The 13,790-nt window shown below is 73.9% G+C and carries 10 protein-coding genes and 1 tRNA gene; 4 read left to right on the forward strand and 7 right to left on the reverse strand.

Features of this window, described 5'->3' with window-relative positions; genetic code table 11:
• Positions 1–388: 388 nt before the first annotated feature.
• Both MJ876_RS21085 and tyrS read right to left on the reverse strand, forming a co-directional pair.
• A complete protein-coding gene (locus MJ876_RS21085) occupies positions 389–1,420 on the reverse strand; it encodes an alpha-hydroxy acid oxidase (RefSeq protein ID WP_240239427.1) in 1,032 nt (343 codons plus the stop codon).
• A gap of 3 nt (positions 1,421–1,423) precedes the next feature.
• A complete protein-coding gene (gene tyrS, locus MJ876_RS21090) occupies positions 1,424–2,695 on the reverse strand; it encodes a tyrosine--tRNA ligase (RefSeq protein ID WP_240239429.1) in 1,272 nt (423 codons plus the stop codon).
• A gap of 87 nt (positions 2,696–2,782) precedes the next feature.
• On the opposite strand from tyrS, the gene MJ876_RS21095 reads away from it, so the two are divergent.
• From MJ876_RS21095 to MJ876_RS21110, 4 genes are all read left to right on the forward strand, one after another.
• Positions 2,783–4,150: an acyltransferase family protein gene (locus MJ876_RS21095; protein WP_240239431.1), complete on the forward strand. Its 1,368-nt coding sequence runs from the start codon at positions 2,783–2,785 to the stop codon at positions 4,148–4,150.
• Positions 4,151–4,308: 158 nt separating this feature from the next.
• Entirely contained in the window at positions 4,309–5,832 is a 1,524-nt protein-coding gene (locus tag MJ876_RS21100) for a serine/threonine-protein kinase (RefSeq protein ID WP_240239433.1), read from the forward strand.
• A gap of 133 nt (positions 5,833–5,965) precedes the next feature.
• A complete protein-coding gene (locus tag MJ876_RS21105; RefSeq protein WP_240239435.1) occupies positions 5,966–9,238 on the forward strand; it encodes an ATP-binding protein in 3,273 nt (1,090 codons plus the stop codon).
• A gap of 86 nt (positions 9,239–9,324) precedes the next feature.
• Positions 9,325–10,641, forward strand: a complete 1,317-nt coding sequence (locus tag MJ876_RS21110) for a S1C family serine protease (protein ID WP_275695430.1) — start codon at positions 9,325–9,327, stop codon at positions 10,639–10,641.
• Positions 10,642–10,689: 48 nt separating this feature from the next.
• Here MJ876_RS21110 and MJ876_RS21115 read toward each other — a convergent pair whose 3' ends face one another.
• From MJ876_RS21115 to MJ876_RS21135, 5 genes are all read right to left on the reverse strand, one after another.
• On the reverse strand, positions 10,690–11,073 hold the full coding sequence (locus tag MJ876_RS21115; RefSeq protein ID WP_240239437.1) for a hypothetical protein: 384 nt from the start codon (positions 11,071–11,073) through the stop codon (positions 10,690–10,692).
• Positions 11,074–11,110: 37 nt separating this feature from the next.
• Positions 11,111–11,368 carry a DUF3099 domain-containing protein gene (locus tag MJ876_RS21120; protein WP_240239439.1) on the reverse strand — a complete coding sequence of 86 codons (258 nt, stop codon included), beginning with the start codon at positions 11,366–11,368 and terminating at the stop codon, positions 11,111–11,113.
• Positions 11,369–11,401: 33 nt separating this feature from the next.
• A tRNA-Ile gene (locus MJ876_RS21125) sits at positions 11,402–11,475 on the reverse strand.
• 33 nt (positions 11,476–11,508) lie between these two features.
• The gene (locus MJ876_RS21130) at positions 11,509–12,360 is read right to left on the reverse strand and encodes a GNAT family N-acetyltransferase (RefSeq protein WP_240239441.1); all 852 of its coding nucleotides are present in this window, start codon (positions 12,358–12,360) and stop codon (positions 11,509–11,511) included.
• A 340-nt stretch (positions 12,361–12,700) separates the two neighbouring features.
• A partial coding sequence (locus tag MJ876_RS21135) for a family 16 glycosylhydrolase (protein WP_240239443.1) occupies positions 12,701–13,790 on the reverse strand: 1,090 nt, incomplete at its 5' end.

Genomic DNA, 13,790 nt, shown 5'->3' on the forward strand with positions numbered 1-13,790 from the left:
CATGGAAAATCCATACCCATAGCAAAACAAAACAACTAGCAAACCCAAACGAAGAATCGAAAGGGCATACAAACTAATTCATCATCATATGAATGACACACTGTTGAGTTCTCAAACAACACACCCACACCGCAGCTGAGTCCGGTTCTGGACCAGCACCCTCGGCGGGCTTCCGCACGCTACTCGGTCTCCGTGCCAGGTTCCAAAACCCGGCGAGAGGCCCTGATCGTGCGGGGCGGCTGCCCCTCACCGGGAGCCCGACCAGACCGGCCTTGCTCCCCGTCGTGCTCCGGGGCAACGAGGTGAAACATTAGGCAGATCCGCGCGCAGGGTCAAATCCATCGGCGGTGACCTGCGACACAGGCCCTGCAGCGCGCTGCGGGAGGCGTCAGCGGACCGGTCTCAGTCGCAGGCCGGCGGCGTCCCCGGGGCTCGTGCACCCGGCGAGGCGCAGGGCCTCGACGGCCTGCAGCGACAGGGCGTCGATCCATCCCGCGACCCCGTCCGCGCCGTCGCGGAGGGCCCACGAGACGGGGCGACCGAGGAACACGCACCGCGCCCCCAGCCCCCAGGCGACCAGGAGGTCGATGCCGTCGCGGACCCCGCCGTCGACGTAGACCTCGACGTCCCCGGCGACCGCGGCGACGACCTCCGGGAGGGCGTGGGCGGTCGGGACGACGCGGTCGAGCTGACGGCCCCCGTGGGTGGACACCCACACCGCGGCGGCACCCGCCTCGACGCAGCGGCGCGCCCCGTCGGGGTCGAGCACGCCCTTGACCACCACCGGCAGCCCGGTGACGTCGCCCAGCCAGGCGACGTCCTGCGGTCCCAGGTCCGTCGCCTTCTGCGCGCCGGGCGCGTCGTCGTCGTACCCGGGGTCGAAGTTCACGCGGACCGAGGACGGCGGGACGACGTCCCACACGAGGCCCGACGGACCGAGCAGGCGGGTGCTCACGACCGGGGTGTCGGCGGTGAGGACGACGGCCCGGGCCCCCGCCTCCACGGCACGTCCGAGCAGGCCCGTGGCCAGGGGGCGGTCCTGGGGCACGTAGGCCTGCAACCACCAGTCCACCCCGGTCGCCCCGATCTCGGCGAACGGGGTGGCCGCGTTGCTCGAGACCACGAGCGGGGTGCCGGCCGCCGCACAGGCCCGGGCCACGGCCAGCTCACCGTCCGGGTGGACGGCCCGCTGCAGCGTCGTGGGTGCGGCGCCGAACGCCGTCGCGTGGTCGCGACCCAGGAGGGTGCACCCCAACGAGACGGTCGTGGTGTCGACGAACGTGCGCGGCAGGATCCGCCAGTCGCGCCACGCCGCACCGGCCTCCCCGACGGACACGCCGGACCCGGAGCCCTGCGCGACGTACTCCCCCACGGCGCCGCCGATCGGGTCGTGGTCGAACCCCGTCCGCGCGCCGTCCACGTCTCAGCCCACCCGCACGCCGGCGAGCTTCTTCTTCCCCCGGCGCAGGACCAGCCACGACCCGCCGAGCAGGTCCTCGCTCCCGGGCACGTGGTCGGGATCGGTCACCCGCTCGTTGTTGAGGTAGGCCCCGCCGTCGCCGATCGTCCGCCGGGCCTCCCCCTTGCTCGACACCAGACCACTGCTCACGAGGAGGTCGACGATGCCGGGCAGCGGGCCGTCGGCGGGCACGGTCGCCCCGCCCACCTCGCCCAGGGCGGCGTCCAGGGTGCCGGGGTCGAGCCCGTGCAGGTCACCGGAGCCGAAGAGCGCCGCCGAGGCGGCCTGGATCCGCGCGGTCTCCTCCGCGCCGTGGACCAGCGTCGTCACGTGCTCCGCCAGCGCCTTCTGCCCGGCGCGCAGGAACGGCTTCTCGGCGGTCTGGGCGTCCAGCTCCTCGATCTCGGCGTGCGGGAGGAACGTGAAGACGCGCAGCAGCTCCGGGACCTTCTCGTCCTCGACGTTCAACCAGAACTGGTAGAAGGCGTAGGGCGAGAGCATGTCCGGGTCGAGCCACAGGGCGCCGCCCTCGGTCTTGCCGTACTTGGTGCCGTCGGACCTGGTCAGCAGCGGGGTCGCGAAGGCGTGGACCGTGCCGCCGTCGGCACGCCGCACCAGCTCGGCGCCCCCGGTCAGGTTCCCCCACTGGTCGGAGCCCCCGAACTGCAGCGTCACGCCGTGCTGCCGGTACAGGTTCAGGAAGTCCCACGACTGCAGGAGCACGTAGCTGAACTCCGTGTAGGAGATGCCGCCCGCCTCGAGCCGCCGCTTCACGGTGTCGCGGGCGAGCATCCGGTTCACGGGGAAGTGCTTGCCCACGTCGCGCAGGAAGTCGATGGTCGACAGGCCCTGCGTCCAGTCGAGGTTGTTCACCATCGTGGCCGCGTTGTCGCCCTCGAAGGACAGGAAGGGCTCGATCTGGGCACGCACCCGACCGACCCACTCCGCGACCGTCTCCGCGGGGTTCAGGGTGCGCTCGCCGCTGTCCCGCGGGTCGCCGATCATGCCGGTCGCGCCACCGACGAGGGCGTACGGCACGTGGCCGGCGTCCTGGAGCCGTCGGGCGGTCAGCACCTGGACGAGGTGGCCCATGTGGAGGCTCGGCGCGGTCGGGTCGAAGCCCACGTAGAACCGGACGCCGCCCGCGTCGAGCGCGGCGCGGAGCGCGTCGCGGTCGGTCGAGTGCGCGATCAGGCCGCGCCACTCGAGGTCGTCGAGGAGGCTCGTGTCGGTCACGACCGCCAGTCTGCCCCACCGCGTCTTGAGGATTTCTGGGTACCTCTACTCACGCAATTGCCTCGACGTCCGGGTGATCCTGTCGTCATGACGACTTCCACGCCGCCCCCGGCCGCCGCGCCGGACGCCGCCCCGGGACGCCGCCGGGGCATGGTCGCCACCGCCTCGGCGATGGCCGCCGCGACGCCCGAGGACCGCAACCGGGTCGTCGACCTGCTCCGCGCCGTCTCGATCCTCGTCGTGGTGCTCGGCCACTGGCTCGTCGCGGGCATCCAGGTCACCGGCGACGGCGACGTGGTCAACCGCGACGTCCTGGGCATGGCGCCGTGGCTGCACCCCGCCACCTGGGCGATCCAGGTGATGCCGATCTTCTTCCTGGTCGGCGGCTACGCGAACGGCCTGTCCTGGCGCTCGGCCCGCTCCCGGGGCACGACGTACGGCGGGTGGCTGCGGGCGCGGCTGCGCCGGCTCGCGCTGCCCGTGGTCCCGCTCATGGTGTTCTGGGCGGCGTTCGCCCCCCTGATGGCCTGGGCCGGGCTCGGCTCCGACTACCTGCGCATCGCCACCACCGCCGCGCTCGTGCCGACCTGGTTCCTCGCGGCGTACGTCGTCGTCGTCGCGGTGGCCCCCGGCGCGCTGGTGCTGTGGGAGCGGTTCGGCTGGGCCTCCGTCGTGGGCGGCGTGGCCCTGGCCGCCCTGGTGGACGTCGTCAGCATCACCACCGACCAGCTGCTGCTCGGCTTCCTCAACTACCTCGTCGTGTGGGGCACCATCCACCAGCTCGGCTACGCCTGGCTCGACGGCGCCCTCGCCGGCGTCGCCCGCCGGGCCCTGCTCCTCGTGACCGGGCTCGTCGTCCTCGTCCTGCTCACCACCGTCGGGCCGTACGCCGTGTCGATGGTCGGCGTCGAGGGCTACGGCATCAACAACCAGCTCCCGACGCGGGTGACCCTCGTCTTCCTCGGCATGCTGCAGACCGGCGTCGTGCTCCTGCTCGAGCCGGCGCTGCGTCGTCTGGCCTCGCACCACGGCGTCTGGACGGCCACCATCCTCGTCAACGGCCGGATCATGACGCTGTACCTGTGGCACCTGACCGCGATGGGTGTCGTCATCGCCGCGTCGCTGGCCCTCGGCGGCCTGGGTCTGCGCCTCGACCCGCTGACCTCGCAGTGGTGGACCTCGCGGCCCCTGTGGCTGCTGGTGCTGGTCGTCACCACCCTCGGCATGGCGGCCGTGGCCGGTCGCTTCGAGCAGGCCGGGCGCGACGACCGCCCCGCCCCGGCCGCCTGGCGCCCGGTCCTGGCCGTCGTCGGGATGGCCGCCTCCCTCGGCGCCATGGCGTACGTCGGCATCGTCGACGGCGACACGGTCAACTGGTGGCTGCCGCTCGCCCCCGCCGCGATCGTGCTGCTGACCGGCGTGGCCCGGCCCCCGCGGGTGCCGGGCCGGGCCTGAGGTCCGACCGGGGGACGTCCGGGGCACCCCGACACGCACGCGCGTTTCCCCTGGCGTCACCGACCTGCCTACGATCACGGCGTGCGGGCCGGGGCGGCACCTGGCCGCGCCCCTGCGGGGGCCCGACCGAGCCGGACCGACACAGGAGAGTGAGCTGGGTGATCTCGCACGAGGTCTCTGACCGCTACCGCGTCGTGCGGGAGATCGGCCGGGGCGGCATGGGCGCGGTGTACCTCGGGGAGGACGTCCTGCTCGGCCGGTCGGTCGCCCTCAAGCGCATCGGCTACGCCCCCGAGGGGCCGCAGGAGGTCGTCGACACCGTCCGCGCCGAGCGCGAGGCGCGGCTGGCGGCCATGATCAACCACCCGAACGTCGTCGCCGTCTACGACCTCGTCGAGTCGGGCGAGACCCAGTGGCTCGTCATGGAGTACGTCGAGGGCACCGCCCTGTCCGACCTCGTCGAGGCCGAGGGGTCGCTGGACGACCGGCGGGTGGCCGGAATGGTCGCCCAGGCGGCCGACGCCCTGCACGCTGCCCACGTCGCCCACGTCGTGCACCGCGACGTCAAGCCCTCCAACATCCTGGTCACGGCGCACGACCAGCTGAAGATCACCGACTTCGGCATCGCCCGCGGCGAGACCGACACCTCCCTGACCCGCACCGGCATGGTGACGGGGTCACCGGCGTACCTGGCGCCCGAGGTCGCCTCCGGCCGCAGCGCGACACCCGCCAGCGACGTCTGGTCGCTCGGCGCGACGCTCTTCCACGCCCGCACCGGCAGGGCGCCGTACGCCGTCGAGGACAACGTGCTGGGCACGCTCTACCGCATCGTGAACGACGACCCGCCGCGGCTCGCGCCGGGGGACCCGCTGGCCACGCTCCTCGAGCACACGATGGCCCTGGAGCCGGCCGACCGCTGGACGATGGCCCAGGTCCGTGACCACGCGCGAGCGGTCGCCTCGGGCGCCGTCCTCCCGGGGCCGCGCGCCACCGGCCGCCCCGAGGCGACGCAGGTGCTGACCACTCCCCCGCCGGTCGAGCCGGAGCCCTCGTTCCTCGAGAGCGCCACCCGCGCTGAGCCCACCGGGCCCACCGGGCCCACCGGGCCCACCAAGCCCACCCGTCGGGTCACCACGACCACCAGCGGCGGCGGTCGCGAGAGGTCGCGGGCGCTGCCGGCCGTCGTGGTCGCCGTGGCCGTCGTCCTCGTGGCGCTGCTGGGCCTGTGGCTCGGGCTCCAGGGCGGCGACGACGGCCAGGAGGCCGGCGGCGGGTCCTCGCCCAGCGCGCCCGCCACCACGGACGGCGGGTCCCCCTCGGGCTCCGGGTCGCCGTCGGAGTCGCCCTCGCCGTCGGAGTCCGAGTCGCCCGAGGCCGACGCGGCGGACATGACCGCCTTCATCGAGGGCTACCTGGCCACGGTGACCTCGGACCCGGAGGCCGCCTTCGGCGAGCTCACCCCCGGGTTCCAGAGCGCCAGCGGTGGCATCGGTGGCTACCGCGGCTTCTGGGACGGGATCGCCTCCGCGACCCCGAGCAACGTGTCGGCGGACCCCGACACCATGACCGTCAGCTACGACGTCGACTACCGGCTGGTCGGCGGCGGTTCCGACTCGGACCAGGTGACCCTGCGACTCGAGCTCACCGACGACGGCCAGTACCTCATCGCCGGGGAGAACTGACCCGCCGCGACCCGGCCGGGGTGCGGGGCGCCGCTCGGGGGCACCGGTTCGACGGACAGGCCCGGGGTCGCCCCCTATCGTTTGGCCCAGCAAGTACTAGCGCGGTGGGGGTCGCGGGACGGGGAGGGACCGGGTGACTCACCCAGAGCTGTACCGCCACGTGGTCGAGTCCTCCGCCGACGGCCTCTGGGTGCTCGACGCCGAGGGCCGCACCGTCTTCGCGAACCAGCGGCTGGCCGACATGCTGCGCACGGACCGGGCCGACCTGATGGGCCGGGACCACGCCGAGTTCCTCGACGAGCAGGGCCGCGCGCAGTGGGCGGCCCGTCTGGCCCGTCACGACCCGCCGACCGACCCCGTCGAGTGCCGCTTCCTGCGGGGCGACGGCACCGGGGCGTGGTTCCTCGTCTCACAGGCGCACCTCCCCGTCACGGCGGACGGCGACGAGGGCTCGACCATCCTGATGAGCCTGAGCGACTTCGACGACCGACGGCGTCTCGAGGCCGAGCTCGAGGCCAACCGCCAGGAGCTCCTGGAGGCGCACCGCGTCGCCGGCCTGGGCAGCTGGAGCGTCGACCTCCGCTCGGACACCCTCACGTTCTCCACGACGCTGCTCGAGCTCGTCCGGCAGCCGGCAGCGGCGGCCACCCGCTCGTGGCGCGACACCGTGGCCGGCCTGAAGCCGGAGACCCGCGACGCCCTGAACGGCGCCGTCGCAGCCCTGGAGTCCGGGCGCGACGACCAGCGCACGCTCGACATCTCCTCGCGCTCCGAGGAGCCCGAGCGCTGGCTGCGCGTCCGGCTCGTGGCGCACCGGGAGGACGACGTCCTCGTCGGGCTCTCGGGCACGGTGCAGGACGTCACCGAGATCCACTCGACCGAGGACGCGCTGCACGACCTGGTCCGTCAGAACGAGCTGATGCGCGGGGTGGCCGTGGCGGCGAACGCCTCCCAGACCCTCGGGGAGGCGCTCACCGCCTGCGGGCCGCTCGTCGTGCGCCACGACCGCTGGCGGCGGGCCCGCACCTTCGACCCGGACGACGCCCTCACCGAGTGGTCCCTCTCCTTCGGCACCGACGTCGAGCCCTCCGACCCCGATCTCGACGACCGCGAACGGCGGACCGCCCGCCGGGCCCTGACCGCGTCGGGGCCCGTCTGGGACGACGAGACCGGGCTGACGGTCGCCTGCGCGGTGGCCGCGGGCGGTCGACCCGCCGCCGTCATCGTCATGACTTCCGACCCGCCGCTGACGGACCGCGACGCGATCACCGACATGCTGACGCGGGTGGTCGCCCAGCTGGCGAGCGTCGCCGAGCGGGAGAGCACGGCAGCAGAGCTCGCCGCGGCCCGCGACGAGGCGATGGAGGCCTCGCGCCAGAAGTCGGAGTTCCTCGCGACGATGAGCCACGAGATCCGCACCCCGCTCAACGGGGTCATCGGGCTGAACGACCTCCTGCGCACCACGAGCCTCGACGAGCACCAGGAGCGCCTGGTGCACGGCGTGGGCTCCTCCGGGCGCGCGCTGCTGGGGCTCGTCGACGACATCCTCGACTTCTCCAAGATCGAGGCCGGCCAGCTGGTGCTCGAGACCATCGACGTCGACCTGCGCGCCGTGCTCGACGACGTCGCCGCCATGGTCGCCGAGACCGCCCGCGCCCGCCGCGTCGAGGTGGTGATGCACTGCGACCGCTCGGTGCCGGGCCTCGTGCGCAGCGACCGGGTCCGCCTGACCCAGGTGGTCTCGAACCTGGTCTCGAACGCGGTCAAGTTCACCGAGGACGGCGAGGTCACCGTGTCGATCCGTCCGGAGCCCGCGACGGCCACCGAGCCGCCCGCCCTCCGTCTGGAGGTCACCGACACCGGCGTGGGCATCGACCCCGGTCGCGTCAGCACCATCTTCGAGCCCTTCATCCAGGCGGACGCCACGACCACACGCCGCTACGGCGGCACGGGTCTCGGGCTGGCGATCGTGCGCGAGATCGTCGCGGCCCTGGGCGGCGAGATCGGCGTGACGAGCGAGCCGGGCGCGGGGAGCACCTTCTGGTGCCGTCTCCCGGTCGTCCCGACACCCGGCCAGCACGGCGTCGTGGCCGACCTGGCCGGCCGGCGAGCCGTGGTGGTCGACACGCACCCCGCACGCGGTCGGGCCCTCGTCGAGAGGCTCGCGCACTGGGGGGTCGGGGCCACGTGGACGGACACCGCGACGGACGCCGCCGCCGGCGTCGACGCGGTCCTCCTGGGCCCGCGGACCGTGGCCGGCCACGCCGACCTCGGCGCGGCGGTGGTCCGGCTCGTGGACCCCGACGAGCCGGACGCGGCGGCCCAGCGGGCGGCCCAGCAGGCGGCCCAGGAGACGTCGGAGCACACCGTCGAGGTCCCGGTGACCTCGGAGCGCCTCCAGCTCGCCCTCGTCGCGGCGGTGCACGGGCACCGCCCCTCCGGCCACGACGCGGGCGCCGTGCCCGCGGACGGCGCCGGCGAGCGTCGTCCCGGCACGACGACCGGTGCCACGGGGCCCGCCGGGCAGCGCCGCCGGATCCTCGTCGTCGAGGACACCCCGGTGAACCAGCTGGTGGCCGAGGGGATGCTCGCGGCCCTGGGCTACGACGCCGAGTCGGTCGACGACGGGGTCAGCGCCCTCGAGCGGCTCGAGCGCTCCCCCGGCTTCGACCTCGTGCTCCTCGACGTGCAGATGCCGCGGATGGACGGCTACGCCACGGTCCGCGCGATCCGCGAGCGGGAGGCACGCACCGGCGCCCCGCGCATGCCCGTCGTCGCGATGACGGCGGCAGCCGTCACCGGCGAGCGGGAGCGCTGCCTGGAGGCCGGGATGGACGACTTCCTGACCAAGCCGGTGTCGCCGCCGCACCTCGCCACCGCCCTCACCGACCACCTGCCCACCCGCCCCGCGGCAGCCGGCGTGCCGGCAGCCCCGGGGTCCGGGTCCTCGCCGGTCCCACCGTCCTCGGCGACGCCACCGGCCGCGGCCACCGGCGAGCCCGAGCAGCCCACCAGCCCGGGGGTCCCCGACGACCTGCTGGAGCACCTCGACCTCGAGCGGCTCGACATGCTGCGCGACCTCGACCCCGGCAACACGGCGTACGTCGACCGCGTGATCGGCAACTTCGTGCGGCGCACGCCCGAGCTCCTGGGCCGGATCTCCGACGCGGTGGACGCCGACGACACGGAGACCGTGGCCGCCACCGCCCACCGCCTGCGGGGCAGCGCCCTGAACCTCGGCGTCCCCCGGGTCGCCGAGACCGCCCTCGGGCTGGAGCTCGCGGGCGAGGGCGAGGACCTCGCACCGGCACCGGGCCTCGTGGAGGAGCTCGCGGACCGGCTCGAGCACGGCCGCGCGGCGGTCCTGGCCTACCGCCGTTCCTACGGCGGGGACGACCAGGCCTGAGGGCCACCCCGGGCCGCCGCACCTTCTTCGCCGGGTCTTCGACTCGTCTCACCGTCCTCTCAGCCCCGCTCGCCACCGTGGAGGCCATGAGCGACGAACGAGGAAGCGACAGCACCCCGCAGCACCCCTCCGCCCCGGCCACCGGACCCGTCCCGCCCCCGGGCCCGGGACGTGTCGGCGGTTCCGGCGACCCGTTCGCGCCCACGCCGCCGACCGGGTACGCCGCGCCGCGCTGGACCCCGCCGTCGGCGTACGGGCCACCACCGGCGCCCGGCCGGCCCGCCGGACGGACGGCCACCCTCGGCAAGCCCCTCGTCGCCGGCCTGCTCGTCGCCGCCCTGACCATGGGCGGCCTGGCCGGCGCCGTCGGCGGTCTCGCCGCCGGCTCCGCCGCCTCCCCCTTCGCGGCCACCGTCAACGACGACGTGACCACCGCTCAGGTCACCAGCGGTACCGACGACGACGCCCCCGAGGGATCCACCGAGGCCGTGGCCGCGCAGGTGCTCCCCTCGGTCGTGAAGATCACCGTGGCCGCCTCCCAGGGCGAGGCCAGCGGATCGGGCATCATCCTCAGCTCGGACGGCGAGATCCTGACCAACAACCACGTGGTCACCGGCGTCGGTGAGGGCGCCCGGCTCACCGTGAGCTTCGACGACGGCACCACGGCCCCGGCGGAGGTCGTCGGCACCGACCCGGTGACGGACCTCGCCGTGATCAAGGCGCAGGACGTCTCCGGCCTGACGCCCGCGACCGTCGCCACGGACGACGTCGTCGACGTCGGCGAGGACGTCGTGGCCATCGGCTCGCCCTTCGGCCTCGAGGCAACGGTGACCGACGGCATCGTCAGCGCCCTGAACCGGCCGGTGTCGGTCGGCGGCGAGACCGGTACCGACGAGACCACCTACCCCGCCATCCAGACCGACGCCGCCATCAACCCGGGCAACTCGGGCGGCCCCCTGGTCAACCTGGCCGGTGAGGTGGTCGGCGTGAACTCGTCCATCCGCTCCGGCAGCAGCACGGGCGAGGGCGGGTCCATCGGCCTCGGGTTCGCCATCCCGATGAGCAAGGTCTGGCCGATCGTCGAGCAGCTCCGGGCCGGCGAGACGCCCACCCACGCCCAGCTCGGCGTCAGTGTCGGCGACGTCACCAGCAACGACGGACTCGTGACCGGAGCCCAGGTGCAGTCGGTCGAGCCCGGGTCCGCGGCCGACAGCGCCGGGCTCGAGCAGGGCGACGTGGTCACCAAGCTGGACGACGTCACCATCACCGGCTCCGAGAGCCTGGTCGCGATCGTCCGCGGCGAGCGGCCCGACGACACCGTCACGCTGACCTACCTGCGGGACGGCGACACGCGGACGGCGGACGTCACCCTCGACAGCGACGCCCAGACCGCGACGTCCTGATCACGACGTCCTGGTGGACCCGCGGACCCGGGGGCGGCGCGGCCGGGCTCAGGCCCGGTCGCGCCGTCGGTCCGCGCGCAGGGCGAGCGCGTTCAGCGCGGCCCAGCCGAGGGTCACCCCGAGCACCTTGGCCCGGACGCCCGGGTCGCCGACGCGGCTCGCCAGGAGCAGGCCGTCCGCCGCGTCGAGACCGATCCTGACCCGCATCGCGGTCCTCACCGTCGCCGGCTCGCGCCCGAGGAGGGCCACGCCGCTCACGACCAGGTCCCGGACGCCGAAGACCCGCGCCACCTCGTCCCAGCCCTCGGCCGCGCGCGGCTCGGCGTCCAGGGCGGAGCCCAGGTGCCGTGGCCGCGCCAGGGCGTAGACGGCGTACCCGGCGGTGAGGACGGACATGGCACGGCTGAGGCGGAACGGGCGTGGCTGGCTCATCCCCCAGTCGTACCAGAGCGGGTGGCGTGCCCCTCGACTAGCGGTCGGGGTCCGGCGGGTCCCGCCGGTCCCAGGGGCGTCGTTCCAAGCCGGCCCCGCGATCACCCCGGACACCCGCGTTCGCGACGAACGCGGCGGCCGGCGGCAGCACCGCGGCGACCACGCTCATGGCCACCGCCAGCGGCACGGAGACGAAGCGGACGACGTTCCAGGCCAGCAGCACCAACCCGAGGCAGACCGCCATCAGGACGAGGTAGACGCGCCGCCGCCGTGAGACGGGGGGAGGCGCGGTCATGGGTCGAACCTACGCCCGGACGCGCCGGAGCGGTGGGGCGTGTCGGGCTTGAACCGACGACCGAGCGATTATGAGTCGCTTGCTCTGACCGACTGAGCTAACGCCCCGGGCGCACCACTGCCGTGGTGCTGCGCGCGACCCTATCCGGCGGCCGGGGCGCGCCACTGGACCTGGTGGCACTGCGCCACCGTGACGAAGCCGAAGGCGCGGTTGACCGCGACCATCGGACCGTTGTCCGGGGCGGTCCAGGTGTGGACGGCCCGACGGGGCGGAGCGACCTCCTCCAGCGCCTCGAGGTTCGCGACCTTCACGAGGGTGCCCAGGCGGTGACCACGGTGCTCCGGCATCACCAGGGTGTCGTCCTGGACCGCCGGCTCCTGCTCCTCGTGCGGCACGAACAGCAGGCTGTACGCCGCCACCTGCCCGTCGGAGGTCCGGCGGGCGGCGAAGACCAGGGCCCGGTAGGAGCGGGCGGTGCGTTCCTCGGAGGTGCGCAGCCGCGCCACGTCCCAGGTGATCGGGGTGCCGGCGGAGTCCCCCGTCGGCACGTCGTGCTCCATGCGGGTCCGCAGGTCGCACCAGGCGTCGACCAGGTCGTCGGGGCAGCGGTCGACCCAGGACACGACCTCGTAGCCGGCGGCCGCCGTGGTGGCGCGCTCCGCGAGGTGACCGGGGTCGACCGGCAGCCCGAGCACCATCCGCTCCTCCAGGTGGACCGTCCTGAAGCCCATGGCCTGCGCGAAAGCCGGTCCGGCGGCCCCACCGTCGGACCCCGAGGTGGCGGGGACGTCGAGCTCGGACTCGACCACCTCCCGTCCGAGCGCGGCCCGTCGACGGTCGACCTCCTCCCACAGCGCGCGACCGACACCCTGGCGACGCGCGTCGGGGCGCACGTGGATCTCGGCGTCGCACAGGTGCAGGTCCTCGGTGGTCCCCCAGGACAGCTCGGCGACGCCGACCGTCTCGCCGTCCAGCTCGGCGTGCAGCAGCACGCGGTCGCGGTACGGCGAGGGGTGGCGCACCGTCGCCGTGAGGGCCCCGAGGGTGCGGTGCGGGGTGGTCGGGTCGCCCGCGCGGACCGACGCCGCCCCACGGCGTGCCAGCGGGCGAGGGCGTCGTCGTCGCCGTCGGTCTCGACGACCCGGATCGGGGAGGGCGGGCTCACCCCACCATCCGACCGTGCCGCGGCGTGGCGGGCAAACCGGGGCCGCACAGCCCGACGGGCCTGCGTCGTCCCCCCCGCGGACGACGCAGGCCCACCCCCGGGATGTCCTGCCGCACGGAGACGCTGTGGCTCAGCGCCCCCTCATGGAGCTGGTGGAGCCGTCGGGCTCACCTCGCCTTGAAGACCTCGACGTAGTCGACGCGCAGGGCGACGGTGTCCTGGCCGGCCGGCATGGTCGGCCAGGCGCCGTTCATCTTGTGGACGTGGGTCTGGAAGCCGATCCACATGGCCTTGTGCGGGATCTTGGCGACGTCGCGGACCGTGTGGACCTTCTCGCCGTTGATCCAGTAGGACAGCTCGTCGGCCGACCACCGCATGCTCACCGTCTGCCACTTCGAGTAGTCGAGACCGTGGTTGAACTTCTGGTCCACGCCCCGGCCGGTCGAGGAGCTGGGGTTCTTGTAGTGGGTGCTCTGCGCCATCATGTCGCGGTTGCCGCGCGACTCGTAGATCTCGTAGAAGTCGATCTCGGGGGGCCAGCTGCCGTCGGTGGGCCAGGTCAGCGCCGCGGCCGAGAAGCCCATCCCCTTGTCGAAGCGGATGCGGGCGTCGATGCGGCCGTACTGTCGCACCGTCTCCTTCCACTTCCAGCCACCGATGCCGCCGCTGCGCCACCCGTCCGGGGTCATCCGGTTGTGCAGCACGAGCTCACCGTTCGAGACCTCGACCTGCGAGCCGTGCCAAACCGTGTCGCGGCAGCAGCCGGGGGTGCCGTAGAAGGGCGTCCAGCGCGACGTGTCGAGCGAGCTCCCGCTGAAGTCCTCGCGGCCGACACTGACCCAGCCACCCGGCTCGGGCTCGGGCTCGGGCTCGGGGGAGGTGACGTCAGGGAGCTTCCAGCCGTAGACCTTGATCCAGTCGATGCTGGTCGTGGCGTCGGCGGCGCTGGTCGGGACCCTGCCCTGCGCGGTGGGGTGGACCACCGTCTGCAGCAGCGGCCACAGGCGGCCGGTGGGGATCAGCTCGGCGGAGCGGTCGATGCGGGTCACGACGCCGTCGATGAGGTAGATGACCTTCGAGGCGTCCCACCGCACGCTCACCGTGCGCCACTGGGTGAAGTTGCCCCGGCGCGTGGAGGACTTCCGCGCGCTGGTGCCGTCGGCCTTCTTGTAGTGCGTCTGCTGCACCGCCTGCTGGCGCGATCCCCAGGTCGCCGGGCTGGAGTACAGCTCCAGCGCCGGCGGCTTCGACGCCGAG

Origin of the sequence: Nocardioides sp. CFH 31398 (assembly GCF_022436705.1) — a bacterium.
GTDB lineage: Bacteria > Actinomycetota > Actinomycetes > Propionibacteriales > Nocardioidaceae > Nocardioides.